The organism is Rhodococcus sp. NPDC057014 (assembly GCF_042673295.1).
Classification (GTDB): Bacteria; Actinomycetota; Actinomycetes; order Mycobacteriales; family Mycobacteriaceae; genus Rhodococcus_F.
Genome location: NZ_JBHUSF010000008.1, coordinates 50,630 through 76,104, shown reverse-complemented (window position 1 = coordinate 76,104; position 25,475 = coordinate 50,630). Strand labels below are relative to the sequence as shown.

General features: G+C 67.6%; 23 protein-coding genes. 20 read left to right on the top strand and 3 right to left on the bottom strand.

The annotated features are described in order from the left end of the window. Positions 1 to 497: 2-phospho-L-lactate transferase CofD family protein (locus ACFTZB_RS03270; RefSeq protein WP_378430064.1), on the bottom strand; the 497-nt coding region annotated here is incomplete at its 3' end. 498 nt (positions 498 to 995) lie between these two features. On the opposite strand from ACFTZB_RS03270, the gene ACFTZB_RS03265 reads away from it, so the two are divergent. Continuing rightward, positions 996 to 1,256, top strand: coding sequence for a WhiB family transcriptional regulator (locus tag ACFTZB_RS03265; RefSeq protein WP_167372239.1), 261 nt, complete (start codon positions 996 to 998; stop codon positions 1,254 to 1,256). On the opposite strand, the gene ACFTZB_RS03260 is transcribed toward ACFTZB_RS03265, so the two are convergent. Next, positions 1,257 to 1,748, bottom strand: coding sequence for a metallopeptidase family protein (locus ACFTZB_RS03260; protein ID WP_029539455.1), 492 nt, complete (start codon positions 1,746 to 1,748; stop codon positions 1,257 to 1,259). Positions 1,749 to 1,828: 80 nt separating this feature from the next. Here ACFTZB_RS03260 and ACFTZB_RS03255 point away from each other — a divergent pair, with 80 nt between their 5' ends. From ACFTZB_RS03255 to secA, 14 genes are all read left to right on the top strand, one after another. After that, positions 1,829 to 2,224: a DUF3499 domain-containing protein gene (locus ACFTZB_RS03255; RefSeq protein ID WP_087556708.1), complete on the top strand. Its 396-nt coding sequence runs from the start codon at positions 1,829 to 1,831 to the stop codon at positions 2,222 to 2,224. A gap of 103 nt (positions 2,225 to 2,327) precedes the next feature. Beyond that, the gene (locus ACFTZB_RS03250) at positions 2,328 to 3,695 is read left to right on the top strand and encodes a phosphomannomutase/phosphoglucomutase (protein WP_378430063.1); all 1,368 of its coding nucleotides are present in this window, start codon (positions 2,328 to 2,330) and stop codon (positions 3,693 to 3,695) included. Between the two features lie 78 nt (positions 3,696 to 3,773). Then, positions 3,774 to 4,853 carry a tobH protein gene (locus ACFTZB_RS03245; RefSeq protein WP_378430062.1) on the top strand — a complete coding sequence of 360 codons (1,080 nt, stop codon included), beginning with the start codon at positions 3,774 to 3,776 and terminating at the stop codon, positions 4,851 to 4,853. Beyond that, a complete protein-coding gene (manA, locus tag ACFTZB_RS03240; protein WP_378430061.1) occupies positions 4,853 to 6,085 on the top strand; it encodes a mannose-6-phosphate isomerase, class I in 1,233 nt (410 codons plus the stop codon). The genes ACFTZB_RS03245 and manA overlap by 1 nt, the downstream gene beginning before the upstream one ends. 146 nt (positions 6,086 to 6,231) lie before the next feature. Then, the gene (locus ACFTZB_RS03235) at positions 6,232 to 7,740 is read left to right on the top strand and encodes an amino acid permease (protein WP_378430060.1); all 1,509 of its coding nucleotides are present in this window, start codon (positions 6,232 to 6,234) and stop codon (positions 7,738 to 7,740) included. 144 nt (positions 7,741 to 7,884) lie between these two features. Next, positions 7,885 to 8,505 (top strand): TetR family transcriptional regulator, encoded by a 621-nt coding sequence (locus ACFTZB_RS03230; protein ID WP_378430059.1) that lies wholly within the window; start codon positions 7,885 to 7,887, stop codon positions 8,503 to 8,505. 90 nt (positions 8,506 to 8,595) lie between these two features. Continuing rightward, positions 8,596 to 10,080 (top strand): adenosylhomocysteinase, encoded by a 1,485-nt coding sequence (ahcY, locus tag ACFTZB_RS03225; protein WP_378430058.1) that lies wholly within the window; start codon positions 8,596 to 8,598, stop codon positions 10,078 to 10,080. 56 nt (positions 10,081 to 10,136) lie between these two features. Continuing rightward, the gene (locus ACFTZB_RS03220; RefSeq protein WP_378430057.1) at positions 10,137 to 10,820 is read left to right on the top strand and encodes a dTMP kinase; all 684 of its coding nucleotides are present in this window, start codon (positions 10,137 to 10,139) and stop codon (positions 10,818 to 10,820) included. 45 nt (positions 10,821 to 10,865) lie between these two features. Further along, positions 10,866 to 11,543 carry an MtrAB system response regulator MtrA gene (gene mtrA, locus ACFTZB_RS03215; protein ID WP_005240059.1) on the top strand — a complete coding sequence of 226 codons (678 nt, stop codon included), beginning with the start codon at positions 10,866 to 10,868 and terminating at the stop codon, positions 11,541 to 11,543. Further along, a complete protein-coding gene (mtrB, locus tag ACFTZB_RS03210) occupies positions 11,540 to 13,312 on the top strand; it encodes an MtrAB system histidine kinase MtrB (protein ID WP_378430056.1) in 1,773 nt (590 codons plus the stop codon). Before mtrA ends, mtrB begins: the two co-directional genes overlap by 4 nt. Further along, positions 13,309 to 15,102, top strand: a complete 1,794-nt coding sequence (gene lpqB / locus ACFTZB_RS03205; RefSeq protein ID WP_378430055.1) for an MtrAB system accessory lipoprotein LpqB — start codon at positions 13,309 to 13,311, stop codon at positions 15,100 to 15,102. The genes mtrB and lpqB overlap by 4 nt, the downstream gene beginning before the upstream one ends. Before the next feature lie 48 nt (positions 15,103 to 15,150). Beyond that, complete coding sequence (locus ACFTZB_RS03200) at positions 15,151 to 15,849, top strand: ComF family protein (protein ID WP_378430054.1); 699 nt, start codon at positions 15,151 to 15,153, stop codon at positions 15,847 to 15,849. A 171-nt stretch (positions 15,850 to 16,020) separates the two neighbouring features. Then, positions 16,021 to 16,698 (top strand): ribosome hibernation-promoting factor, HPF/YfiA family, encoded by a 678-nt coding sequence (hpf, locus tag ACFTZB_RS03195; RefSeq protein ID WP_378430053.1) that lies wholly within the window; start codon positions 16,021 to 16,023, stop codon positions 16,696 to 16,698. A gap of 151 nt (positions 16,699 to 16,849) precedes the next feature. After that, entirely contained in the window at positions 16,850 to 19,717 is a 2,868-nt protein-coding gene (secA, locus tag ACFTZB_RS03190) for a preprotein translocase subunit SecA (RefSeq protein WP_378430069.1), read from the top strand. Positions 19,718 to 19,732: 15 nt separating this feature from the next. Here secA and ACFTZB_RS03185 read toward each other — a convergent pair whose 3' ends face one another. After that, positions 19,733 to 20,257 carry an Rv3235 family protein gene (locus tag ACFTZB_RS03185; RefSeq protein ID WP_378430052.1) on the bottom strand — a complete coding sequence of 175 codons (525 nt, stop codon included), beginning with the start codon at positions 20,255 to 20,257 and terminating at the stop codon, positions 19,733 to 19,735. Positions 20,258 to 20,466: 209 nt separating this feature from the next. Between ACFTZB_RS03185 and ACFTZB_RS03180 the strand changes: the two genes are divergently transcribed. The 5 genes from ACFTZB_RS03180 (at position 20,467) to ACFTZB_RS03160 (ending at position 25,391) form a co-directional block, all read left to right on the top strand. Continuing rightward, a complete protein-coding gene (locus ACFTZB_RS03180) occupies positions 20,467 to 20,904 on the top strand; it encodes an HAD-IA family hydrolase (protein WP_276140702.1) in 438 nt (145 codons plus the stop codon). Then, complete coding sequence (locus ACFTZB_RS03175; protein WP_378430051.1) at positions 20,898 to 22,322, top strand: wax ester/triacylglycerol synthase family O-acyltransferase; 1,425 nt, start codon at positions 20,898 to 20,900, stop codon at positions 22,320 to 22,322. The genes ACFTZB_RS03180 and ACFTZB_RS03175 overlap by 7 nt, the downstream gene beginning before the upstream one ends. 30 nt (positions 22,323 to 22,352) lie before the next feature. Beyond that, positions 22,353 to 22,865, top strand: coding sequence for a DUF6912 family protein (locus ACFTZB_RS03170; protein ID WP_206005385.1), 513 nt, complete (start codon positions 22,353 to 22,355; stop codon positions 22,863 to 22,865). A gap of 91 nt (positions 22,866 to 22,956) precedes the next feature. Further along, positions 22,957 to 24,072, top strand: a complete 1,116-nt coding sequence (locus ACFTZB_RS03165; RefSeq protein WP_124390375.1) for a ferredoxin reductase — start codon at positions 22,957 to 22,959, stop codon at positions 24,070 to 24,072. Between the two features lie 62 nt (positions 24,073 to 24,134). Then, entirely contained in the window at positions 24,135 to 25,391 is a 1,257-nt protein-coding gene (locus tag ACFTZB_RS03160; RefSeq protein ID WP_378430050.1) for a fatty acid desaturase family protein, read from the top strand. Positions 25,392 to 25,475 lie beyond the last annotated feature (84 nt).

The following is a 25,475-nucleotide window of genomic DNA, read 5'->3' as shown; positions in this document are numbered from 1 at the left end:
TGGAAGTGGATCGCCCGCTGCTCCCCGTCCTCCGGGTCGGTGATCACGACGTGAGTTTCACTACGATCGTCGGTGACCGGCAGCAACGTCACACCAGGCTGCCAGCGGTTGCACAGCGCCTCGGTGACCGCCGACAGCGGATACCCCGTCCGCAGCATCTGGGTGCGGATCAAATGCGTCGCGATGTCCCGGTCGCCGAGCCCGAACCAGTCCGGTTTCGCCCCGTACGCGGCGAGTTCTTCCTTCGCGTTCCAGGTTTCGCCGGCATGCCCCCACCCCCGGGCGGTGTCGATACCGTCGCCGAGGGTGTACATGCAGGTGTCCAGGTCCGGGCAGATCCGCAACCCGTGCATCCACACATCGTCACCGACATTGACCACCGCCGTGATCCGATGCGCCGAACCCCCACCACCCGGCGCATCCGCACCCAGAAGTCGCCGCACCCCTTGCAGGAACCGGGCCCCACCGACCCCGCCAACCAATACAGTCACGTTCACGGTGCAAGCCTAGGCGGTGGTTGTCTCCGTCCGGTGGGCTGCTTCCGCAAGGCGATTCGAGAGCGCGAAATAGTAATCGACTTTTTGCGGTTAGCTTGACCGCGACACGCTGGGCGTGTCTAATCACAAATATGTCATTCCAACGTTGCGGACGTGGAATTACTTGCAGCGGGGATCAATTCGAACGGTTGTTCGAACGGGGTGGCAGGGGTGTTCGGTTCGGGGTACATGATCGATCGAAATTTTCTGCGCTATCACAGGTGAGGAGGCGGAACGATGCCCAATGAGCAGCTCGAGTCGGAGACTCGCTGGAGCACAGTAAGCGACGAACCGCAGACCAATTCCGAAGCAGGCGCAGCGGACGGCGTCTGTGTTCAAGAAGTCTGTGTGCAAGAAGACGGTGTGCAACAAATCAGTGTGCAAGACAGCGGTGTGAAAGAAATTCCTGTGCCGGAACTCGTCGCGCAGGAAGTCGAGACGGCGGGCCCCCGCCCGGCGTTGAGTCTGGTGACCGGTTTCGACGAATTGTTCGACACCATCGAGGATCAGTGGCAGGAACGTGCGCTGTGCGCGCAGACCGACCCCGAGGCCTTCTTCCCCGAAAAGGGAGGATCCACCAGAGAAGCGAAGCGCATCTGCCTCGGCTGCGAGGTGCGGGACGAATGCCTCGACTACGCACTGGCCAATGACGAGCGGTTCGGTATCTGGGGTGGCCTGTCGGAGCGTGAGCGACGGCGCCTGAAGCGGGGAATCGTCTAGTCAGTCCTCATCGCCCGGCAGATCCGGGTCGATGACCTCGGGTTCGACTCCGAGGTAGGTACTCACCTGCTGTACGAGCACGTCGTGCACCAGGTCGGTGAGATCGTCCGGATCCTTGGCACGCTGTTCCAGCGGTCGCCGGAACAGGACGACTCGCGCCCGCGTCGTGGATCCGTGCCGGTCGATGCCGGCGGGGATCAACCGGGACAGCGGCACGGGCCCGTCCGCCACGACCTCGGCGGGCCAGTTGACCGAATCCGGGTCGAGCGCATGAATCTTCGGGACTTCGTCGACGGCGATGTCCAACTTCGTCAGGCGTTCCCGCCAGCGCGCGTCGATCGGCGCGAACGCCTCCAGAACCACCAGATCGAACTTTTCCGCGCGGCTGCGTCGCGCCGGCGCGTCCGGGGGGAACACGGACCCGCGGATCCCACGTCCCCGTCGGTCGACGGATCGGGTGGTGACAGGACGCCTGCGTCGTGCTCTGGACATGGAGTGGACATTACGACAGCCGCACGCTGTCGGTGTGTCCGAGTAGGTGTGGGGCCATCGTGGGGCTAGGCTTCCTAGCTGTGAGATCTCTGCGTCGATGCTGCCGCCCCGGGTGCAAGAACCCCGCTGTCGCGACGCTCACGTACGTCTACTCGGACTCCACCGCCGTCGTCGGCCCGCTCGCAACTGTCGACGAGCCGCACTCGTGGGATCTGTGCGAAACGCACGCGTCGAGGATCACCGCACCCAAGGGCTGGGAACTGGTTCGGTACGAAGGCGGATTTTCGTCGAGCACCCCGGACGAGGACGATCTGACCGCTCTGGCGGAGGCCGTGCGGGAGGCGGGCCTCGGCGATCGTGGACGGTCCGAGCGGGCCGTGTCCACCGAGGAGCGCGCCGAAACCGGCACCTCGCCCGGCCCGGCTCGTACCGGCCGGCGTGGCCACCTGCGGGTTCTTCCCGACCCTGCCAACTGACGTCCCAGCTCGTCCCGGGCCTGTGGTCCGCGGCGTGCCGTGCCCGCGACGGGCAGGCATTAGGCTTGCGCCAGCACTGGTGCTCGTAAAGGAGAAAACAGAAGTGGCGCGATCAGCCGAGTCCGTACATGCCGTGATCAAGGCTTACGACGTGCGGGGTGTCGTCGGTGAACACATCGATGCCGCGTTCGTTCAGGACGTGGGTGGCGCATTCGCACGACTCGTCCGCGAGGAGAGCGCCACGAAGGTCGTGATCGGGTACGACATGCGGGCGTCGTCGCCGGAGCTCGCCCGCGCATTCGCCGACGGCGTCACCGCGCAGGGCCTGGACGTCGCACTCATCGGACTCGCGTCCACCGATCAGCTGTACTTCGCTTCCGGTCTGCTCGACTGCCCGGGTGCGATGTTCACCGCGAGCCACAATCCGGCGAAGTACAACGGCATCAAGCTGTGCCGCGCGGGCGCCAAGCCGGTGGGACAGGAGACGGGCCTCGCCGCGATCGCCGCGGAGGTCGTCGACGGGGTTCCCGCGTACGACGGCGACGCGGGCGAGGTGTCCGAGGAGGACGTGCTCGAGCAGTATGCGAGCTTCGTTCGCGGGCTGGTGAACCTGTCCGACCTCCGGCCGCTGACGGTGGCCGTCGACGCGGGCAACGGCATGGGCGGGCACACCGTCCCCGCGGTGTTCGAGCCGATGCCGGTGAAGCTGCAGCCGCTGTACTTCGAGCTCGACGGCACGTTCCCGAACCACGAGGCGAATCCGCTCGACCCGGCGAATCTGGTGGATCTGCAGCGGTACGTACGGGAGACCGGTGCCGACATCGGTCTGGCCTTCGACGGTGACGCCGACCGCTGCTTCGTCGTCGACGAGCTCGGCAACCCGGTGTCGCCGTCCGCGGTGACGGCCCTGGTGGCCGAGCGGGAGCTGGCCAAGGAGCCCGGTGCCACCGTCATCCACAACCTCATCACTTCCCGCGCCGTGCCGGAACTGGTCACCGAGCTGGGTGGACACCCGGTGCGCACCCGGGTCGGGCATTCGTTCATCAAGCAGCAGATGGCCGAGACGGGTGCGATCTTCGGCGGCGAGCACTCCGCGCACTACTACTTCCGCGACTTCTGGGGCGCCGACTCCGGCATGCTGGCCGGGCTGCACGTCCTCGCGGCGCTGGGGGAGCAGGACCGTCCGCTGTCCGAGCTGATGGCCAAGTACGAGCGGTACGCGGCGTCGGGCGAGATCAATTCGACGGTCGCGGACGCCGCCGAGCGGACCGACGCGGTGCTGGCGGCGTTCGCCGATCGCACCGCGGGCGTCGACCGGCTCGACGGTGTCACGGTCGAGTTGAACGGCGACGCGTGGTTCAACCTGCGTGCCTCGAACACCGAACCGTTGCTGCGGCTCAACGTCGAAGCGCCCACGACGGCAGACGTAGATGCACTCGTTACCGAGATAGTGGGCATCGTCCGAGCCTGACTGCCATAGTTGGAATAACAAGGTTCTGCTCGTGCTGCGAATGTGGCTTGCACTGACGAAGAAAGGGGGTGCGGTGTCATGACAGCGCCGACGCCCCTGCTCGATCTGGACGACGGGGACGCACTGGTTTCCGCGGACACCGAGGGCGTACTGCGTTCCGCCGCAATGGGGGGTGCCCAGATCCGGGCCACCCGGTCCGCGGTGGAGGAGGGGGCTCTCGAACGACTGCACGGGCTGCGTCCGCGCAGCGTGGTGGTGGTCACCGGCGCGGGGAGGGCCGGCCGCGGAGCCGGGATCCTGACGGCGGTCCTCGCCGAACGGATCGCATTCCCGCTGGTGCGCGCCACCCGGACGCCGGTGTGGGTGGGCCCGCTCGACGTGGTCGTGGTGGCCGGCGACGACGCGGGCGACCCCCGGCTCGTGCAGGCCGTCGACGCGGCGGTCCGCCGCGGCGCCGAAGTGGTGGTCGCGGCACCGGACGAGGGACCGTTGCAAGCGGCAGCGGCCGGACGCGTCGTCATGTTCGCGCCGCGGGTCCGGGCGCTGACCAGGCACGGTCTGCTGCGGTACTTCGCGGTTCTGCTGGCCGTCCTGCGGGTGGTCGGTTCGGAACGCTGGGGCGACGAGGTTCCCGACCTCGAGCAACTCGCCGACGCGGTCGACGGTGAGGCGCTGCGCGACCGGCCGAACAGCGAGGTGTTCCACAATCCCGCGAAGTCTCTGGCCGCCCGCATGCAGGGACGCCGCATCGTGTTGACGGGCGATACGGAGAGCACGGTGGAATTGGCCCGGCACGGCGCCGAGGCGCTGTTGCACGCCGGCCGTGTGGCGACGGCGTCGGAGCTTCCGGACGTGCTGAGCGCGGCGGGTACGTTCCGCGTCGACCAGGCGCTCTCGGCGCACGACTCGATCTTCCACGATCCCGAACTGGACGGTCCGCCGCCGGCGAGCCCGGTGCGCACGTTCGTGCTGTCGGCCGACGCCGACCGGATGCTCGTCGAACGCAGGATCGCGGTCCTGGGCGACGTCGACCTCGTCGTCGCATCGTCCGACGAGGGGCCGGTTCCCTCGCAGCGCCCCGAATTGGAACAGGCGGCGGTCCTGGTCGGCAGGCTCGACATGACTGCCGCGTATCTACAGTTGATCGGCGGTATCTAGTGCACCGACTCGAAGGTGCGCTCCGGTCCTACGCGTGGGGATCGCGCACCGCCATCGCACAGCTGCGCGGACTTCCGGTTCCCACGGCACACCCGGAGGCGGAACTGTGGCTGGGCGCGCATCCCGGTGATCCCGCCCGCGTCATCACCGACGAGGGGCCCCGGTCTCTTCTGGAGCTGGTGCACTCGGAGCCCGAACGGCAACTCGGGAAGCGGAGCGTCGAGACGTTCGGCGAACGCCTCCCGTTCCTCCTGAAGCTGCTCGCGTCGGAGGAGCCGCTGTCGTTGCAGGCGCACCCGAGCGCCGAGCAGGCGTGGGAGGGCTTCGCCCGGGAGAACGAGGTGGGAATCCCCCTCGAGTCGTCCGTGCGCAACTACAAGGACGCCAGCCACAAACCCGAACTCGTCGTGGCCCTCAGCAGGTTCCACGCGCTCGCCGGTTTCCGGGACCCTCAGCGCACGGTCAAACTGCTCGAGGCGATCGCCGTACCGGAACTACAGCCCTACGTGGGCCTGATCGCAGGCCAACCCGACTCGGACGGTCTCCGTGCGCTGTTCACCACGTGGATCACGTTGCCGCAGCCCGTGCTCGGTGCGCTGATGCCGAGGGTGCTCGACGGATGTGTCGACTACCTGTCGAACACCAAGGACGGTGAATTCGCGGCGGAGGTCCGCACCGCCCTCGAGCTGAGCGAGGTGTATCCGGGGGATGCGGGGGTGCTCGCCGCGCTCCTGCTGAACCGGGTCACCCTCGAACCGGGGCAGGGCCTGTACCTCGACGCGGGCAACCTCCACGCTTACCTGCACGGGATGGCGGTCGAGATCATGGCCAACTCCGACAACGTGCTGCGGGGCGGATTGACGCCGAAGCATGTGGACGTGCCGGAGTTGCTGCGCGTCCTCGACTTCGACACCGTCGACATTCCGATCCTGGAGGCGCAGGAGCGTCCCGGCGGGGGCGAATTCGTGTACTCGACGCCGGCTCCGGAATTCCTCCTCGCGCGGATCGACCTGTCACCGGCCGGCCCGGCCGAGCACCGGCTCGACTCGGAGGGGCCGCACATTCTGCTGTGCACCTCGGGTTCGGTGGAGTTGCGATGCGGAACCGGTGGTCTCGAACTCTCCCAGGGAAACGCCGTCTGGATCGCGGCCGAGGACCCCGAAGTGGTGGTGACGGCGGGCACCGAGTGCGCCCAGTTGTTCAGTGCGAGGGTCGGTCGCCCGATCGCGTAGGAGCCGCCTGCGATCCGAGAAGGGCTCCGCGCGGCCCCGCCGTGGGGGCGCCGTCCCGGCGGCTCGCCGCGTCTACATCGAACCCGACCTGTTCCGGGCGACCGAAGGCATAGGCTGAACGGCAAATTTCGATTGAGGAGGCTGATGTGGCCGTCCAGGACAAAGGCAGCGGAGAACCCGATATCGGCGGCAGGCCGACCGGCTTGTTCCGCACCAAGTCGATCGAGCAGTCGATCCGCGACACCGACGAACCGGAGACCAAACTCCGCAAGGATCTGACGGCGTGGGACCTGACTGTCTTCGGTGTCGCCGTCGTCATCGGTGCCGGCATCTTCACCCTCACCGCCCGTACCGCGGGCAACGTCGCGGGACCCTCGGTGTCGGCGGCGTTCGTCATCGCCGCCATCGCCTGCGGCCTCGCCGCGCTCTGCTACGCCGAGTTCGCCTCGACCGTTCCGGTCGCGGGCAGCGCGTACACGTTCTCCTATGCGACGTTCGGTGAACTGATCGCGTGGATCATCGGCTGGGACCTCATCCTCGAATTCGCGCTCGCCGCGTCGGTCGTGGCGAAGGGCTGGTCGCTGTATCTCGGTGAGGTGATCGGCAACCACACGCCGATCGCGCAGATCGGCTCCGTCACGTTCGACTGGGGCGCGGTCCTCATCGTCGCGATCATCACCGTCGTGCTGGCGACGGGCACCAAGCTGTCCTCGCGCGTCTCACTCGTGATCACGTCGATCAAGGTGGCCGTGGTGCTGGTCGTCGTGGTCGTCGGGGCGTTCTACATCGACCCCGACAACTACTCGCCGTACATTCCGCCGTCCGAGGCGGGCAGCACGGGCGAAGGCATCCACCAGTCCCTGTTCTCCTACGTGACGGGCGCGGGCGGCAGCACGTTCGGCTGGTACGGGTTGCTCGCGGCGGCCAGCCTGGTGTTCTTCGCGTTCATCGGGTTCGACATCGTCGCCACGACCGCCGAGGAGACGAAGGATCCGCAGAAGGCGCTGCCCCGTGGCATTCTGGGATCGCTGCTGATCGTGACGATCCTGTACGTCGCGGTGACGCTGGTGCTCACCGGCATGGTCGACTACCACGAATTGGCCGGGGACAGTTCCAATCTGGCCACCGCGTTCGGCATCCACGGGGTCACGTGGGCGAAGAACCTGATCTCGTTCGGTGCGCTCGCCGGCCTGACCACCGTGGTGATGGTGCTGATGCTCGGGCAGACCCGCGTGCTGTTCGCCATGTCCCGGGACGGACTGATGCCGAGGCGGCTGGCGCCGACCGGCAAGCACGGCACCCCCGTTCGGATCACCGTGCTCGTCGGTGTCGTGGTGGCCGTGCTGGCGGGGATCTTCCCGATCGGAACCCTCGAGGAAATGGTGAACATCGGAACGCTGTTCGCGTTCGTCCTCGTGTCGATCGGCGTGATCGTGCTGCGCCGCACCCGCCCGGATCTGCCCCGCGGATTCCGGGTCCCGTTCGTGCCGGTGGTGCCCGTCCTCGCGGTTCTCGCCTGCCTGTGGCTGATGGTCAACCTGTCCGTCGAGACGTGGATCCGGTTCATCGTGTGGATGGTGCTGGGTGTGGTCATCTACTTCGCGTACAGTCGCCGTCATTCGATGATGGAGCGGCGCAGCCGCGGCGAGGTCTGACGCGCTCCGGGATTTCCGGCTGGGGCGCAGTGGGATTCGGTGTCCGGGCGTGGCCCGGCGGCGGAATTCGTTGGGGCGACGTCCCGGACGGCCGGTGCCGCCCGGATTACGGTGCGGTGAAAGCGGGGCACTAAGGTCTTCGCCATGACTTCGTCGCGTGTCCGGGTGCCCTATCAGGAGGCTGCGCGGCTGCTGCTGCGCCAGTCGGTGCTGGACGCGATGCGGGACCTTCTGTTCGAGAAGGACTGGTCGGACATCACGATGTCGGATGTCGCGGCCGGCGCCGGGGTGAGCAGGCAGACGCTCTACAACGAGTTCAAGTCCCGGCAGGGCCTCGCGGAGGCGTACGCCCTCCGACTAGCCGACGAACTGGTCGACGCCGTCGACGAGGCGCTGGTCGCGAACGTCGGTCAGGGCCGCGCCGCGCTGCTCGCCGGATTCACCGCGTTCTTCGCGGCGAGTCTGTCCGACCCTCTGGTGCAGTCACTTCTGCGCGGTGAGACCAAACCCGACCTGCTGCGGCTGATCACGACCGAGAGCGCCCCGATCATCGAGCGGGCGTCGACGCGGCTCGCCGACGTGTTCCAGCGGGGGTGGGTGCGGGCGAATCCGTCGGACGCGGGGATCCTCAGCCGCGCCATCGTGCGTCTCGCCATGAGTTACATCTCGATGCCACCCGAATCCGAGGCCAACGTCGCCGAGGATCTGGGGGCTCTTCTGGGGCCTTTCGTGGACGAGGCGGTCGGCGGAGCCGATCGGGGGTGATCGCCCGGGCGCGCAGTGTCACGTGAGTGTGACCGCCGGGCCGCAGTACCGATAGCCTTGACCGAAACAGCAGTCAACCAGGAGAGGCAGATGACGACCTCAGTTTCAACCACGCCCGTGGCCGAGAGCCGTAACGGGATCGATTTCAAGGTGGCGGACCTTTCGCTCGCCGAGTTCGGCCGCAAGGAGATCCGGCTCGCCGAGCACGAGATGCCGGGACTGATGGCGCTCCGTCGCGAGTACGCAGAGGTGCTGCCGCTCGAGGGTGCTCGCATCTCCGGTTCGCTGCACATGACCATCCAGACGGCCGTGCTCATCGAGACGCTCACCGCGCTGGGCGCCGAGGTCCGCTGGGCCTCGTGCAACATCTTCTCGACGCAGGATCACGCCGCCGCCGCGATCGTCGTCGGCCCGCACGGCACGCCGGAGGAGCCGCAGGGCACCCCGGTCTTCGCGTGGAAGGGTGAGACGCTCGAGGAGTACTGGTGGGCCGCCGAGCAGATGCTCACCTGGCCGGACGCCGACAAGCCGGCGAACATGATCCTCGACGACGGCGGCGACGCCACGATGCTCGTCCTCAAGGGCGCGCAGTTCGAGAAGGCGGGCGTCGTGCCGCCCACCGACGACGACCAGGACTCCGACGAGTACAAGGTGTTCCTCGCGCTGCTGCGTCAGTCCCTCGAGGCGGACAAGGCCAAGTGGACGAAGGTTGCCGAGTCGGTTCAGGGCGTCACCGAGGAGACCACGACCGGTGTCCTGCGTCTGTACCAGGTCGCTGCCGCCGGTGAACTCGTCTTCCCGGCCATCAACGTCAACGACTCGGTCACCAAGAGCAAGTTCGACAACAAGTACGGCACCCGCCACTCGCTGCTCGACGGCATCAACCGCGGCACCGACGTCCTGATCGGCGGCAAGGCCGCACTCGTCTGCGGTTACGGCGACGTCGGCAAGGGGTGCGCCGAGGCGCTGCGCGGACAGGGTGCCCGCGTCGCGGTCACCGAGGTCGACCCCATCAACGCCCTCCAGGCACTGATGGACGGCTTCGAGGTGAAGACGGTCGAGCAGGCCATCGGCTGGGCCGACATCATCATCACGTCCACGGGCAACAAGGACATCATCACGTTCGATCACATGAAGCAGATGAAGCACCAGGCCATCCTGGGCAACATCGGTCACTTCGACAACGAGATCGACATGGCGGGCCTCGAGCGTTCCGGAGAGGTCACCCGCATCAACATCAAACCGCAGGTGGACGAGTTCCGGTTCAAGGACGGCCACTCGATCATCGTGCTGTCCGAGGGCCGCCTGCTGAACCTCGGCAACGCGACCGGCCACCCCTCGTTCGTGATGAGCAACAGCTTCTCCAACCAGGTGATCGCCCAGATCGAGCTGTGGACGAAGCCGGAGGAGTACGACAACGAGGTGTACCGCCTCCCGAAGCACCTCGACGAGAAGGTCGCGAAGATCCACGTCGAGGCACTCGGTGGCACTCTCACCAAGCTCACCAAGGAGCAGGCGGAGTACATCGGCGTCGACGTCGAGGGCCCGTTCAAGCCCGAGCACTACCGGTACTAGACGCCGCGGCGTCCCCCGGTCCGTCGCGTGCGGGCCGGGGGATAGCCTTTCTCCCCGTGGGAACACTGATTGCGCTGGAAGGCCTGGACGGCGCGGGCAAGCGAACACTCGTCGGCGCGGTCGTGGCCCGCCTCGCCGACCGGGGTCTGACGGTCGGCACTCTCGACTTTCCGCGGTACGGCCGGTCCGTGCACGCCGATCTCGCGTCCGAAGCGCTCAAGGGCGCGCACGGGGACCTCGCCGACTCCGTGCACGCGATGGCCGTCATGTTCGCCCTCGACCGGTCCGGCGCCATCGCCGAGCTGTCCGCACTGCTCGCGGGCCACGACCTGGTGATCCTCGACCGCTACGTGGCGTCCAACGCCGCCTACGGTGCGGCCCGGTTGCACCAGGCGGCGGACGGGGAGTTCGTGGGCTGGGTGGAGAACCTCGAATTCGGGCGGCTGGGGCTGCCCCGACCCGACCTGCAGCTGTATCTGGACGTTCCCGTGGCGCTCGCCGCGCAACGCGCCCGGGGCCGCGAATCGGCGGACGCCAGCCGGTCCCTGGACGCCTACGAACGCGACCGTGGGCTGCAGGAACGCACCGGTGAGGTGTACCGCGAGCTGGCCGTGAAGGACTGGGTTTCGCCGTGGTGGGTGCTCACCCCGGACACCGACCCGGTCACGCTCGCCGAAAACCTGGCACTCTTGAGTGACGACACGGCACGCCGTGACGAGAAAGAACACGGCACGCCGTAACGGCGAACGGGCTGTTACGGCCTCCGAAGATGCAACGATAGGGACATGAAGCCAAGGATTCTGGTTGTCGACGACGACACTGCGCTCGCGGAGATGCTCACGATCGTGCTCCGCGGCGAAGGATTCGATCCGTATGTGGTGGGGGACGGGACGCAGGCGCTCACCGCGGTCCGGGAGACACGCCCCGACCTGGTGCTGCTCGACCTGATGCTGCCCGGCATGAACGGCATCGACGTGTGCCGTGTCCTGCGGGCCGATTCCGGTGTTCCCATCGTGATGCTGACCGCGAAGACGGACACCGTCGACGTGGTCCTCGGATTGGAATCCGGCGCGGACGACTACATCATGAAGCCGTTCAAGCCCAAGGAACTGGTGGCTCGGGTCCGGGCTCGGCTTCGCCGGACCGAGGACGAGCCGGCCGAGCTGCTCAGCATCGCCGACATCGTCATCGACGTCCCCGCCCACAAGGTGAGCCGGGGCGAAGAACTGATCTCCCTCACCCCCCTCGAGTTCGACCTGCTGGTGGCTCTGGCGCGCAAGCCGCGACAGGTGTTCACCCGTGAGGTGCTGCTCGAGCAGGTGTGGGGTTACCGACATGCGGCCGACACCCGACTGGTCAACGTGCACGTGCAGCGTCTGCGTGCCAAGGTCGAGACTGATCCCGAGAATCCCGAAGTGGTTTTGACGGTCAGGGGGGTCGGCTACAAGGCCGGACCGCCGTGACAGGTGTTTCCCGATGGCGGCGTCGTGTCAACCGACGCGTTTCGCCGATCCTTCGGTGGGGTCACTCACTGAGCAATACCCTCGCGCACACGTGGCGTCGTTCGCTGCAGCTGAGGGTCGTCGTCTCGACGTTGACGTTGTCGCTCATCGTCATCGTCGTGCTCGGCGTCGTGCTGACGAGTCAGATCACCGACCGTCTGCTCGAGACGAAGATCAACGCGGCCACCGAGGAGATGGACCGTGCCCGGAGCACGGTGGAGGGGCAGCTGGCAGGCGCGGACGACAGCAGTTCGCCCACCACGCAGCTCGACGGCGCCAGGGCCGCCCTGACGAATCGTGAACCCGACGCCGGGCAGGCGTCGGGTTCGGCGGGGACGTTCGACCCGGTGCTGATCGTGCCCGGTGACGGCCCCCGTGCGCCGACGTCGAGTGGTCCGGCGGACCAGATCCCGGAGTCGCTGCGGGCGTTCGTCCAGGCCGGTCAGGTGGCGTACCAGTTCGCCACCGTGAACGATCCGGAAGGCTATTCGGGGCCGGCGCTGATCGTCGGGAGCCCGACCGCGTCGGCGATCTCCACACTCGAGCTGTACCTGGTGTTCCCGCTGGCCAGTGAGGACCGCAGCCTGTCGCTGGTCCGCGGCACACTGCTGGTGGGTGGCGCCGTGCTCGCCGTGCTGCTCGCGGCCATCGCGCTCCTCGTCGCCCGGCAGGTGGTTCTGCCCATCCGGTCGGCGTCACGGATCGCGGTGCGCTTCGCGGACGGCCGGCTGAAGGAGCGCATGCCCGTGCGCGGCGAGGACGACATGGCCCGGCTGGCGATGTCGTTCAACGAGATGGCGGAGAGTCTGTCCAAGCAGATCACCCAGCTCGAGGAGTTCGGAAACCTCCAGAAGCGATTCACCTCCGACGTGAGCCACGAGCTGCGGACACCGCTGACGACGGTGCGGATGGCGGCCGATCTCATCCACGACGGCAGCGACGACCTCGACCCCGTGCTGCGGCGGTCCTCGGAGTTGCTGGTCGCGGAACTCGACCGGTTCGAGGGGCTGCTGGCCGACCTCCTCGAGATCAGCAGGCACGACGCCGGCGTCGCGGAACTGGCCGCCGAACAACTCGACGTCCGGATGTGTGCGCGCGCGGCGATCTCGACCGTCCGCCACCTCGCGCGCGAGAGCGGAACCGAACTGATCGTGGACCTGCCCGATCAGGCGGTGATGGCCGAGGTGGACCCGCGCCGGGTGGAGCGCATCCTGCGGAATCTGCTGGCGAACGCGATCGACCACGGGGAGGGCAAACCGGTGCTGCTGCGCGTGCGCGCCGACGACAGCGCTGTGGCGTTCATCGTGCGCGACCAGGGCGTGGGTCTGCGGCCGGGCGAGGAGAAGCTGGTGTTCAACAGGTTCTGGCGGTCCGATCCGTCGCGCGTGCGACGGTCGGGCGGTACCGGCCTCGGACTCGCGATCAGCGTGGAGGACGCGAATCTCCACGACGGCAGGCTCGAGGCGTGGGGTGAACCCGGGCAGGGCGCCTGCTTCCGGTTGACGCTGCCCCGGGTGCGGGGGCGCAAGGTCGTGTCGAGCCCGCTGCCACTGAAGCCGGGAACCGCGAAATACGTTCAAGGGCAGCCGGTTCCGGGCGACGACACGTTGCCGGTGCGCAACGAGAGCCCGGAGGCGGCGGTCGAGGAGTCCCACACGGTTCCCGAGAAACGGGAGCGTGCGCACGTCGGTGACCGGGACGGTGCGCACGTGCCGGAGTCGGACCGATGACGCCCGGACGGCGTTCCGCCCTGCTGTCGCGGTCGGTGTGCGGTGCGATCGCCCTCGCGGTGTTCGTGACCGTCAGCGGGTGCGCGAGCCTCCCGGATTCGTCCACCCCGCAGGCGATCGGCACGATCAACCGTGACTCGCCGGGCTCGAGTGTCGCGGCGCCGGCGCCGGGACGCGAACCGGACCTGCTGCTGCGCGACTTCTTCAAGGCCAGCACCGATCCGACCGACCGGCACCTCGCCGCCCGCCAGTTCCTCACCCCTGGTGTGTCCGGCAGGTGGGACGACGCGGCCAGCGCCACGATCGTCGACAAGGTCGACGTTCTCCCGGAGACCCGCTCGGCCGACCAGGCGACGTACACGATCCGCGCCAACAAGGTGGGTCAGCTCGAGCCCGGTGGGCTGTACGTGGCGGAGGAGGGCAGTTTCGAGACGAAGATCAGTCTCGAGCTGCAGGGCGGTGAATGGCGGATCTCCGAACTCCCCGCAGGCGTGATCCTCGATCGGGCGCAGTTCCTCAACACCTACCAGCGCAAGTCGCTGTACTTCCTCGACCCGGCCGGGACGACGGTCGTGCCGGACCCGCGCTGGGTGTCGGGCGCCCAGGACCAGATGGCGTCGCAGCTGATCGGCCTGCTGATCGACGGGCCCAAGGCCGCGCTCGCCCCGGCCGTCCGCAACGAACTCGGTGACGGTGTCTCGGTGCGCGGCCCGATCACGAAGGCCGACGGCCGCACCGCGCAGGTCGGGGTGGGGCTCGGCGGGATACGGATCGACTTCGCCGGCGTGCCGCCGATGGACGCGCAGCAGAAGCAGCTGTTCGCGGCGCAGGTGATCTGGACGCTGGCCAACGCGGAGATCTCGGGCCCCTACGTGCTGCTCGCCGACGGCGAGCCGTTCGACGAACGGTTCCCGAACGGGTGGACCACCGCCGACGTCGCGTCCATGAATCCGTTCGCGACGTCCAGCGCCACCGTGGGCCTGCACGCGCTGCGCGAGGGGTCGATGGTGAGTGTCACCGAGACCGGGGTGACCCCGGTGCCCGGGTACTTCGGCTCGGCCCGCAACATGCGGTCGCTCGCGCTGTCGCAGGACGGGAAGCTGGTCGCCGCGGTCGCGGACACGGGGCGTCCCGCGCCGGAACCCGCGAGTTCGCTGATGGTCGGGGCGTACGAGGACGGTGCCGCATCGGTGCTCGAAGGCGGCGCGATCACCCGCCCCACGTGGGCCCCCGACAATTCGGCGATCTGGGCAGCGGTCAACGGCAACACGGTCATTCGGGTGTTGCGTGAGCCCGGCACCGGCCGGACGTCGGTGGTCAACGTCGACGCCGGAGCCGTCACGGCGCTGGGCAACACCATCACCGAGTTGCGACTGTCCCGCGACGGCGTGCGGGCGGCACTGATCGTCGACGGCAAGGTCTATCTCGCCATCGTCACCCAGATGCCGGGTGGTCAGTACGCGTTGACGAACCCCCGTGCGGTCGCGATCGGACTGGGCAGCCCGGCGCTGTCCCTGGACTGGAGTACGAGTGACACGATCGTCGTCGCGCGCGCCGCATCGGACATCCCGGTGGTGCAGGTGGCCGTCGACGGATCGCGGATGGACGCGTTGCCGAGCCGCAACCTGACCGCCCCGGTGGTGGCGGTGGACGCGTCGACGACCACGGAGTTCGTCGCCGACTCTCGGGCGGTGTTCCAGCTGAACAACAACGATCCGGCCGGCGACCGGTACTGGCGGGAGGTTCCCGGGCTGACGGGTGTGAAGGCGATCCCGGTCCTGCCGGGCTGAACCTGTCGGTGCGGGCCGGCTGTCGGTGCGAACGCGGATACTGCCCGCATGCGCACGCTGCCCGGTCTCCGCACCCTGCTCGACCTGATCCTGCCGGCCGAGTGCGGTGGGTGCGGCGTGCCGGGCACCCAGTGGTGTGCCCGCTGCGCCGCGGAGTTGGCCGACGACCCCGTGCTGCTCCGGCCGCGCGTGGATCCCGGGGTCGGCGTGTGGGCGCTCGGGCCCTACTCGGGTGCCCGCCGCAGGGTCGTCATCGCCGCGAAGGAGCGTGGACGGCGTGATCTCGCCGCGCCGATCGGGGCCGCCGTCGCGGGCGCTCTGAGCCGTCTGCAGCAGTGGGGTGAACTCGATCCGCCGGACGTCGCTCCGGTGGTCCTCGTGCCCGCTCCGACGCGACCGCGGGCGGCCCGCGCACGCGGCGGCGACCCCGTCACCCGGATCGCCGTCGCCGCCGTGGGGGACAGGCGCGTGTGTCCCGCGCTCGTGATGCGGCGCGCCGTGCGTGACTCGGTCGGACTGAACGCCGATCAACGTCGAGTAAACCTCGAGGGTGGCGTCCGGTTGACGCGCAGCGGAGCAGTATTCGCACGGCATCTCGAGTCGGAATCGTCATCTTTGCAACGGGTTTCGGTTGTGCTGCTGGACGACGTGTCGACCACCGGCGCGACCGCGACCGAGTCGGTCCGGGTGTTGTCGAGAGTGGGTATCCGGATCAGCGCGGTGGTCGTCGTGGCGGGTGTCGGATGAAATTCTGCCGAACAGTGGCACTCGCGCGCGTTACGTACTAGCGTCGCGGACACACCCGAAAACACAGGTAGGAGGTGGAACTTCGAACCTGGTGCCGGGCGGACCCCCTTCCGGCATTGCTCAAACTCGCCGCCGCCCATCAAGGGGCGGGGCCGTAATCGGGAGGTACGAGTGACGACCCCTTCGCAAGCCTCGGTTTTCGTCGACGACCGCACCACGGAAGCACAAGAGAAGACGGATACCCCCACCGCCGAGATCGTCGTCAAGGGACGCAACGTCGAGGTACCCGACCACTTCCGCGTGTACGTCTCCGAGAAGCTGTCGCGCCTCGAGCGCTTCGATCCCTCCATATTCCTGTTCGATGTCGAACTTCAACACGAACCCAATCGGCGCCAGAGGAAGAACTGCCAGCGCGTCGAGATCACTGCCCGAGGCAAGGGGCCGGTAGCCCGAGCCGAGGCATGCGCCGACAGTTTCTATGCAGCATTCGAGTCGGTGACCGCCAAGCTCGAGAGCAGGCTCCGCCGCACCAAGGACCGGAAGAAAGTCCACTACGGGGAAAAGACCCCGGTGTCGGTGGCCGAGGCCACCGCCGCACTCGCCGAGGACGAGAGTCTCGGCATCAGTCCCGACATCTCCCTGGACGGTCAAGTGTCCGAGGAGCACACACCGGGTCACGTCGTGCGGACCAAGGAACACACGGCTACGCCGATGACCGTCGACGACGCGTTGTACGAGATGGAGCTGGTAGGGCACGATTTCTTCCTGTTTCACGACAAGGAGTCGGACAAGGCGAGCGTCGTCTACCGGCGGCACGCGTTCGACTACGGATTGATCCGTCTGGCGTGATGTACTCCCGTTCCGCCTGACGATCCGAGCGGTCGGTCTACTCGTCCGATCGCGGAAGCGCCTACCATGGAATCCGGCCGGGGTTCTCGGACCTCCGGCCGGATTTTGTGTGTCACCCATCCACTGCCGAAGATTGAGGACGAACAAGACTGTGCCGTCGCTGTCGCTATCGAAGCTGCTCCGTGTTGGTGAAGGTCGCATGGTCAAGCGGCTCAAGCACATCGCCGACCACGTTTCCTCGCTGTCGCCCGAGGTCGAAGACCTGACCGACGAGCAACTCCGCGCGAAGACCGAGGAGTTCCGCGCCCGCTACCGTGATGGCGAGACGCTCGACGAGCTGCTGCCCGAGGCGTTCGCGGTCGCCCGCGAGGCGTCCTGGCGCGTCATCGACCAGCGACACTTCCACGTGCAGATCATGGGCGGCGCCGCCCTGCACTTCGGCAACATCGCCGAGATGAAGACCGGTGAGGGCAAGACCCTGACCTGCGTGTTGCCCGCGTACCTCAACGCGATCGCCGGCGACGGCGTGCACGTCGTCACGGTCAACGACTACCTCGCCAAACGCGACTCCGAGTGGATGGGCCGCGTCCACCGCTTTCTCGGACTCGACACCAGCGTGATCCTGTCCGGGATGTCGCCCGCCGAGCGTCGCGCGGCCTATGCGGCGGACATCACATACGGCACCAACAACGAGTTCGGGTTCGACTACCTGCGCGACAACATGACGCACTCCCTGGACGATCTCGTCCAGCGCGGTCACAACTTCGCCGTCGTCGACGAGGTCGACTCCATCCTCATCGACGAGGCCCGGACCCCCCTCATCATCTCCGGCCCCGCCGACGCGTCGAGCAAGTGGTACGCGGAGTTCGCGCGTATCGCGCCGCTGCTCAAGCGCGACGTCCACTACGAGGTCGACATCCGCAAGCGCACCATCGGCGTCCACGAGGCCGGCGTCGAGCTCGTCGAGGACCAGCTCGGTATCGACAACCTGTACGAGGCCGCCAACTCGCCGCTCGTGAGCTACCTGAACAACGCCATCAAGGCCAAGGAGCTGTACACGAAGGACAAGGACTACATCGTCCGCGACGGCGAAGTGATCATCGTCGACGAGTTCACCGGCCGCGTCCTGGTCGGCCGCCGGTACAACGAGGGCATGCACCAGGCGATCGAGGCCAAGGAGAAGGTCGAGATCAAGGCCGAGAACCAGACCCTCGCCACGATCACGCTGCAGAACTACTTCCGCCTGTACGACAAGCTGTCGGGCATGACGGGTACGGCCGAGACCGAGGCCGCCGAGCTGCACCAGATCTACAACCTCGGCGTCATCCCGATTCCCACCAACCGGCCGATGGTCCGCGTCGACAACGGTGACCTGATCTACAAGACCGAGGAAGCCAAGTTCGACGCCGTCGTCGACGACGTGGTGGAGCGGCACGAGAAGGGCCAGCCGGTCCTCATCGGCACGACCAGCGTCGAGCGGTCCGAGTACCTGTCGAAGCAGTTCACCAAGCGCGGCGTGGCGCACAACGTGCTGAACGCCAAGTTCCACGAGCAGGAAGCTCAGATCATCGCCGAGGCCGGCCGGTCGGGCGCGGTCACCGTGGCCACCAACATGGCCGGTCGTGGTACCGACGTCGTGCTCGGCGGCAATCCCGACATCATCGCGGACATCGCGCTGCGCAAGCAGGGACTCGACCCCGTCCACACCCCCGACGACTACGAGGCGGCGTGGGACGACGTCCTCGACCAGGTCAAGGCCGAGGTGAAGGCCGACGCCGACAAGGTGCGCGAGGCGGGCGGGCTGTACGTCCTCGGTACCGAGCGGCACGAGTCCCGGCGCATCGACAACCAGTTGCGCGGCCGGTCCGGCCGTCAGGGCGACCCGGGTGAGTCGCGGTTCTACCTGTCCCTCGGCGACGAGTTGATGCGCCGGTTCAACGGTGCGGCGCTGGAATCGATCATGACCCGGCTCAACCTGCCCGACGACGTTCCGATCGAGGCGAAGATGGTCTCGAAGGCCATCAAGAGCGCTCAGACGCAGGTCGAGCAGCAGAACTTCGAGATCCGCAAGAACGTCCTCAAGTACGACGAGGTGATGAACCAGCAGCGCACGGTCATCTACAACGAGCGCCGCCAGATCCTCGAAGGCAAGGACATGGAGGGCCAGGTCGAGAAGATGATCACCGACGTGGTCACCGCCTACGTCGACGGCGCCACCGCGGAGGGCTACGTCGAGGACTGGGATCTCGAACAACTGTGGACGGCGCTCAAGACGCTGTACCCGATCGGCGTCGACTACAAGGAACTGGTCGGCGACGGCGACGACGAGACGAAGGACATCACCGCCGACGAGCTGCGCGAGACCCTGCTGAAGGACGCGCACGACGCCTACACCCGGCGTGAGGCCGAGATCGACGGTGTCGCCGGTGAGGGATCGATGCGCGAACTCGAGCGGCGGGTCCTGCTGAGCGTCCTCGACCGGAAGTGGCGTGAGCACCTCTACGAGATGGACTACCTGAAGGAGGGCATCGGCCTGCGGGCGATGGCCCAGCGTGATCCGCTCGTCGAGTACCAGCGCGAAGGTTTCGACATGTTCGGCGGGATGCTCGAGGGTTTGAAGGAGGAGTCGGTCGGATTCCTGTTCAACCTCCAGGTCGAGGCGGCAGCCCCGCAGGCGGCGCAGGCCCCGGGCGTCAGCGTCACCGCGGCTTCCGCTGCGGCGACGGCGTCGGCCGCACCCGCTCCGGCGGCGCCGCGACCGCTGCCCACCCAGGAGGCCGCGCAGCAGGCGCAGGGCACGGCGGCGCCGTCCGCCCTCCGCGCGAAGGGTCTGGACGACGGCGAGCCTCGCGGGCTCACCTATTCCGGGCCTGCCGAGGACGGCAACGCCCAGCTCAGCCGCCGCGGAGCGGCCGAGGCGGACGACGCCGCCGACGCCGGAACCCGTCGCCAGCGGCGGGAGGCCGCGCGGTCGCAGTCGAAGGGCAGGAAGGCGCCCAAGACCAAGCGCAAGCGCTGACCGCGGCGCGGACGATCAGCCGATCACCAGCGAGGTGACGGTCCAGCCCGTGTCGGACTGTTGTTCGACACGGGCTGCGATCACGAAGATCCGTGGCCCCCGGCCGTAGGTGCCGAACGCTTCGAACACGCAGGGCTCCACCGCGCGCAGATGCACGCGGACGAGCGCCGCGACACCGAGTCGCCGGGCGGGCGACTCCGCGAGCGCGAACGTGCGCACCACGTCGACGAGCGACGGCGTCACCAGCGGCCGCAGCTGCCGGACGTTGCGCCGCCGATCCAGCACTTCGAGAACCAGCCGGAACGCCTGCTCCGTGAACCGCTGCACGTCCGGCGACGGAATCGGCAGAGTTCCCGGGTGCGCCGCGGCGGTGCGCGGTGACGCCCCCGAGTGCGGCGACGACCGGTGCCTGGCGTGCCCGCGCGGATGCCGCGCACCCGACGGTGCCGCCGTACTGCCCGGCAGGATCGGCGCGGTGCCGTCGCCGGCCGCCGGCTCGAAGCGCGGCACCCGTGACAGGAACGTGTAGGACTCACTCATTTCTTACCCCCCGGTTTCGGCATGAGACGGCCGTCGTAGCGGTCATGATCGCACGGATCCCGTCGTCGTGTCGCCGTACCGCGGAGCGGACTCGTGTCGCCGAACCGTGGGGCGGACTCGTGTCGCCGTACCGCGGGGCGGACTCGTGTCGCCGTACCGCGGAGCGGACTCGTGTCGCCGAACCGTGGGGCGGACCCTAGGGTGGGGACGTGCGGGGATTGATTTTGGACTTCGGCGGCGTTCTCGCGGGTCCCGGTTCGGACATGGACGGCCTGTCGTCCGTGCTGGCCGGTGCCCGGACCCGTGGTGTGCGGACCGCGATCCTCAGCAACGATCCCGGCGGTCCCGGCGCGCAGTGGTTGCGGGAACTCGGCGACGGCCGGCTGGTCGATCAGGTCGTGCTGTCCGGGGATGTCGGTGTCGCCAAACCTGATCCGCGGATCTACCGGCTGACGGCCGGCGCGCTCGGTCTGGACCCGGGCGACTGTATCTTCGTCGACGACCTGCCGGTCAACGTCCGGGGCGCGGTGGCTGTCGGGATGGTGGGCATCCACCACGTCGACGGCGCGGCCACGGCGGACGAGATAGCGATACTTCTCGAGGTGGATCGAGACGGGATGCAAGGGGGACAGGCACCGACATGGTGACGAGACTGACTACGCAGGATGCATCGTTCTACTTCCTCGAGGCGAGCAGTACGCCGATGCACGTGGGATCGCTGGCGATCTTCCGGAAGCCGCGAAACGGGTTGTCCTACGAGGAATTACTGAGCCTCGTCGAGGAGCGGTTGAGCCTGGTGCCGCGCTACCGGCAGAAGGTGCGGGAGGTGGCGCTGGGGCTGTCGCGGCCGGTGTGGGTGGACGATCAGGATTTCGACATCGAATACCACGTCCGGCGGTCGGCGCTGCCGAAGCCCGGATCGGACGCCCAGTTGCACGACCTGGTCGCACGGCTCACGTCCCGGCCTCTCGACAACACGCGACCACTGTGGGAGATGTACCTGGTGGAGGGGTTGTCCAACAATCGCTTCGCGATCTTCACGAAGTCGCATTCCTCGCTGGTCGACGGCGAGACGGCGCTCGAGATCGGTCAGGTGATCCTGGACCCGGCGAAGACCCGGCGGCCGATGGCCGAGGAACTGTGGATGCCGAGCCCCGCCCCCAGCGAGTCCACTCTCATCGCGGGGGCGCTGGCGGAGATGGTGTCGAGGCCGGGCGAGGGCCTGGCGGCACTGCGGATGACATTGGGCGACATGGCGTCTGCGCTCGGCGAGACCGTGCGCGCGGTCGGCAAGCTCGCCGCCGTGGTGCGCACCGCGACGCAGGTGGCGCCTACGAGCCCGCTCAACGCGACGATCTCCCGCAACCGGCGGTTCGCGGTGGTCAAGACCGAACTGGGCGACTACCGGAAGATCCGCGCACAATACGGGTGCGAGGTCAACGACGTCATCCTCGCCGTCGTGTCGGGTGCGATGCGGTACTGGCTGCTGTCCCGCGGCGAACCGGTGGCCGAGTCGACCACGGTCCGGGCGATGGTTCCGATGTCGGTGTACGCGACGGATCCCGACGCCGAGGACGACGCGTTCCGCCGCGGCGAGTGGGCGGACCCGCGGAGCATGGTGTCGTCCTTCCTCATCGACCTGCCGGTCGGGGAACCGAACGCGGTGGTGCGACTGTCGCACGTGGCGCACGCCATGGAGGCGCACGCGAAGCAGAGTCAGCGGGTCACCGCGGAGACCCTGGTCCGGTTGTCGGGATTCGCGCCCGCCACGCTGCACGCGATGAGTGCCCGTGTCGCGAGCAGTTTCTCGCAGCGCATGTTCAACCTGATGATCACGAACGCGCCGGGTCCGCAGATGCCGCTGTACGTCGGGGGAGCGCGGATGCTCGAGATGTATCCGGTGTCGCCCCTGCTGAAAAACCAGACGTTGAGCATCGGCCTCACGTCCTACGACGGCAACGTCTACTACGGTTTGAATGCAGACCGTGACGCCATGGCCGACGTGGACGTGGTGGCGGCGCTGCTGTACGAATCTCTCGAGGAGTTGTTGGATGCCAGCCGGTGAGAAGTCCGCGGTGCGAATGACGGGTGACGCATGACGAGGGTGTACGTTCCCGCGACGATCGAGATCCTGCAGCGGCTCGTCGCCGACCAGGAGTTCGATCCGATGAGCCGTACCGCCTTCGCCGTCACCGCCACGCTTCGCGAGGCGTACTCGTCGGGCGACGACGACGAACTGGCCGAGGTCGCGATGGCCGAGGCGGCCCGGGCGTCGCTGCGCCTGATCGCGGGCCGGGTGGGGGAGGGCGGGAGCGACGGGGTCCGCTTCCGCCGCGCGGTGGTCGCCGCGGACATCGACGACGTGACACCCCGTCCGGACCTCGACGACGCCGTGGTCCGGCTGCCCGGTCCGGTGACGATCGGCCGGGTCGCGTCGGTGCACGTGGACCTCGCGGAGGCCGAGCCCGACATCGAACGGGCCGTGTCGGCGATCGACGAGGCGGATCTCGGGGACCCGGACGCCGAGTTCGTTCTCGGTGACGCCGAGGATCACGTTCTGGCGTGGTACGCCACCCAGGAGCTTCCGTTCCTGCTCGAACTGCTCTGACCGGTACGTCCTCTTACCTTGGGGTAACCTACGGTACCGTAACTTGAAAACCTACGGTAGCGTAGGTCGTGACGGAAAAGGTGGAGGTCGGATGGGTCTGAAGGATTGGATCGAGGCGCCCGCAGCAGCGGTCGTGCCCGCCAAGCGGTCCAAGCTCAATTGGTTGCGCGGTGCGGCGGCACGTCTGACGACGCCGTTGCTCCCCGACGACTACCTGCACCTGGCCAACCCGCTGTGGTCGGCCCGCGAACTGCGCGGACAGATCGTGGAGGTGCGCGCGGAGACGGCGGACTCCGCCACGATCGTCATCAAGCCGGGCTGGGGATTCGACTTCGACTACGAGCCCGGCCAGTACATCGGCATCGGCCTGCACATCGACGGACGCTGGCACTGGCGTTCGTACTCCCTCACCTCGCCCCCGAACTGGGACGACAAACTCATCTCCATCGCCGTCAAGGCGATGCCCGAAGGATTCCTGTCCAGTCACCTCGTCAACGGTGTGCCGTCGGGAACGATCGTCCGGCTCGCGACGCCCACGGGCAACTTCGCGCTGCCCGACCCGCCGCCGCAGCGCATCCTGTTCCTCACCGCGGGCAGCGGCATCACTCCCGTCATGGCGATGCTGCGCACCATGAACCGGCGCGGCCAGCTTCCCGACGTCTTCCACGTCCACTCGGCGCCCACCGACGCCGACGTGATGTTCGCCGACGAACTCACCCAGCTCCACGAGGAGCACGACGACTTCCGGTGCAAGATCCAGCTCACCCGCAGTCAGGGCAAGTTCGCGTTGTCCTCGCTCGACGAGGTGTGCCCGGACTGGCGCGAACGGCAGACGTGGGCCTGCGGGCCGCTGCCGATGCTCGACGAGATCGAGACGCTGTGGCGCGACGAGAACATCGAGGACAAGCTGCATCTCGAACGTTTCGCCGTCTCCCGCGCGGACACGTCCGGCGAGGGCGGAACGGTGACGTTCGCCAAGGCCGACAAGACCGTCACGATCGACGGTGCCACCACTCTCCTCGAGGCCGGTGAGCAGGTCGGGGCGCTCATGCCGTTCGGCTGCCGGATGGGAATTTGCCAGACCTGTGTCGTGCCGATTCTCGCCGGGCACGCCATCGACCTGAGGTCCGGCAAGCAGCATGCCGAAGGTGACCGAGTCCAGACTTGTATCTCGGCGGCGGCAGGGGACTGCACGCTCGACGCGTGAGCGTGAGCGTGTTGTTCACCTGACTCCGCTATTCTCGGACTCTCACCAGACGGAGGAGCACGGTGGCGATCACCGACATCAAAGAGTTCGCGCATCTGACCGAAGCGGACATCGAGTCGCTCGGGCGTGAGTTGGATGCGATCCGGCTCGACGTGGAGGATTCGCGCGGCGTCCGCGACGCCCGATACATCCGCCGTGCCATCCGGGCGCAACGACTGCTCGAGCTCGGTGGCAGGCTCGCGCTGTTCGGCAGCCGGTACCGGCCGGCCTGGCTGGCGGGCACGGCGATGCTCTCCCTCTCGAAGATCATCGAGAACATGGAACTCGGCCACAACGTGATGCACGGCCAGTGGGACTGGATGAACGATCCGGAGATCCACTCGATGTCGTGGGAGTGGGATCAGACGGGGCCGTCCGAGCATTGGAAGCGGGCGCACAACTACTCCCACCACACGTTCACCAACATCGTGGGAATGGATTCCGACGTCGGTTTCGGCATCCTCCGGATGACCCGCGACGAGGAGTGGCGGCCGATCAACCTGCTGCAGCCGTTCGCCAACATCATTCTCGCCGCCACGTTCGAGTGGGGCATCGCGCTCCACGACCTCACGTTCGCGGCGGAACTGGAGGGCGCCGAGAAGGGTCAGCTCAATTCGCAGGCCAACAAGGATTTCGCCCGCAAGATCTTCCGTCAGGTCGGCAAGGACTTCCTCCTGTTCCCGGTGCTCGCCGGGCCGGCGTGGAAGTCGACGCTGACGGCGAACACCACCGCCAATCTGGTGCGGAACCTGTGGGCGTACGTGGTGATCTTCTGCGGGCACTTCCCGGACGGCGCCGAGAAGTTCACCGTGGACGAATACGAGAACGAGACCCGGCACGAGTGGTACCTCCGGCAGATGCTCGGCAGCGCCAACTTCGACTCCGGCAAGATCATGGGTTTCATGAGCGGGAATCTCAGCTACCAGATCGAGCACCATCTGTTCCCCGATCTGCCGAGCAACCGGTACCCGGAGATCGCCGTGAAGGTGCGGGCGCTGTGCGAGAAGTACGACCTGCCCTACACCACGGGCTCGCTCGCCAAGCAGTACCTGCTTGCCCTGCGCACGATCCACAAACTCGCCCTGCCCGACCGTCTCCTGTGGGCGACGGCGGACGACGCCCCCGAGACCTCGTCGGAGCGCAAGTTCCGCGATGCCCGAGATACGGGTGCCGCGATGGTCGAGACGCTGCGCACCGATCCCGTGACGGGACGGCGCCGGGGTCTGTTGTCGGCGCTGCGCGCCCACGCGGAGGCCAAGATTCCGCGCCGCCGACGGTGATTTCACTCACACCTACACTCAAGTAACCTACGGTGCCGTAACTTACGGTACGGTAGGTCATGTCAGCGCCTATCCGGTGTGAAC

Bases quoted from the DNA above. Each gene is read 5' to 3' on its own strand.
- ACFTZB_RS03260 (WP_029539455.1), bottom strand. From the start codon at position 1,748: ATGTCCAGAGCACGACGCAGGCGTCCTGTCACCACCCGATCCGTCGAC.
- ACFTZB_RS03245 (WP_378430062.1), top strand. From the start codon at position 3,774: ATGACAGCGCCGACGCCCCTGCTCGATCTGGACGACGGGGACGCACTG.
- ACFTZB_RS03230 (WP_378430059.1), top strand. From the start codon at position 7,885: ATGACTTCGTCGCGTGTCCGGGTGCCCTATCAGGAGGCTGCGCGGCTG.
- ahcY (WP_378430058.1), top strand. From the start codon at position 8,596: ATGACGACCTCAGTTTCAACCACGCCCGTGGCCGAGAGCCGTAACGGG.
- mtrA (WP_005240059.1), top strand. From the start codon at position 10,866: ATGAAGCCAAGGATTCTGGTTGTCGACGACGACACTGCGCTCGCGGAG.
- lpqB (WP_378430055.1), top strand. From the start codon at position 13,309: ATGACGCCCGGACGGCGTTCCGCCCTGCTGTCGCGGTCGGTGTGCGGT.
- ACFTZB_RS03200 (WP_378430054.1), top strand. From the start codon at position 15,151: ATGCGCACGCTGCCCGGTCTCCGCACCCTGCTCGACCTGATCCTGCCG.
- ACFTZB_RS03185 (WP_378430052.1), bottom strand. From the start codon at position 20,257: ATGAGTGAGTCCTACACGTTCCTGTCACGGGTGCCGCGCTTCGAGCCG.
- ACFTZB_RS03175 (WP_378430051.1), top strand. From the start codon at position 20,898: ATGGTGACGAGACTGACTACGCAGGATGCATCGTTCTACTTCCTCGAG.
- ACFTZB_RS03170 (WP_206005385.1), top strand. From the start codon at position 22,353: ATGACGAGGGTGTACGTTCCCGCGACGATCGAGATCCTGCAGCGGCTC.
- ACFTZB_RS03165 (WP_124390375.1), top strand. From the start codon at position 22,957: ATGGGTCTGAAGGATTGGATCGAGGCGCCCGCAGCAGCGGTCGTGCCC.